Source organism: Gemmata algarum (assembly GCF_034097035.1).
In the GTDB taxonomy this organism is placed as follows: Bacteria; Planctomycetota; Planctomycetia; order Gemmatales; family Gemmataceae; genus Gemmata; species Gemmata algarum.
Genome location: NZ_JAXBLV010000092.1, coordinates 1 through 1,240 on the forward strand (window position 1 = coordinate 1; position 1,240 = coordinate 1,240).

Consider the following 1,240-nt stretch of genomic DNA (forward strand, 5'->3'; position numbering starts at 1 on the left):
ATGGCGGATCTCACGGACGACGCGCGGCGGGCGATCCTGTTGGCGGCCACCCTACTCACCGGGCACAAGCGGCGGCGGTTCCAGGCCGAGATGGCTCACCAATACTGCGGCGGGTCGGCCCGCCTCGCCGAGACCACCTTCGGGTGGGGACGCGACGCCGTCCACACCGGCCTGAACGAACTCCGGTCCGGCATCCGTTGCGTCGAGGACTTCGAATCCCGCGGGCGGCCGACCACCGAGGATCTCCACCCGGCGTTGGAAGGACACATCCGCCGCCTGGTCGATCCGCACGCCCAGGCGGACCCCAAGTTCCAGACCACCTTCGCGTACACCCGGATTACCGCCAAGGCGGTCCGTGAGGCGTTGCTGGCCGTGCCCGAGTTGGCGGGGGCGGTGCCGTCCCGCCAGACCGTCGGTGACATCCTCAACCGCCTCGGGTACCAGTTGCGCCGGGTGCTCAAGGCCCGGCCGCAAAAAAGGTGCCCCAGACCGACGCCATCTTCGCCCACGTCCGGGAGACCCGGGCCGACACCGCGGCCGATCCGGACGCACTGAGGATCTCCATCGATACCAAGGCGAAGGTGAAGGTGGGCGACTTCTCCCGCGGCGGCGAGGCCCGCGGCGGCGAGGCGGTGAGAGCCCTCGATCACGACATGGCTCCCGAGTCCATCTTAGTCCCGTTCGGGGTTCTGGAGATGAACCGCGGGGCGGTGCCGATCCACCAGCCGTGGTTCCTGTTCGGCCACTCGAAGGAGACGAGCGACTTCCTGGCCGACGGGTTGGACCTTTGGTGGAACGAGCGGAAGGTGGTCCACGGCGGCGTCCGGCGGTTGCACATCGAACTGGACAACGGCCCCGAGGTCGCCAGCAATCGGACCCAATTCCTGAACCGGATGGTCGCGTTCGCGGACCGGCACCGGGTGACGGTGGAACTGGCGTACCTGCCGCCGTACCACAGCAAGTACAACCCGATCGAGCGGTGCTGGGGGATCCTGGAGCGGCACTGGAATGGGGCGTTGCTGTCGTCGGTGGCCGACGTGTTGCGGTGGGCGGGGACGATGACGTGGCGGGGGCTCCGGCCAATCGTCCGGGAGACCACGGCCGTGTATGAGCGGGGCGTGCGGCTGACCAAGGCGGCGTTGCGCCCCATCGCCGAACGGCTCACCCGCTCCGACACCCTGCCCAAGTGGAGCGTCACCATCCGACCCAAGGAGCCGGGAGGTTAATTCACCGCTCTTGC

At 68.7% G+C, this 1,240-nt stretch carries 1 pseudogene; it reads left to right on the forward strand.

The features are described 5' to 3' along the window. Positions 1 to 90: 90 nt before the first annotated feature. A pseudogene (locus tag R5W23_RS08730) lies at positions 91 to 1,226 on the forward strand (ISAzo13 family transposase). The last annotated feature ends 14 nt before the right edge of the window (positions 1,227 to 1,240 follow it).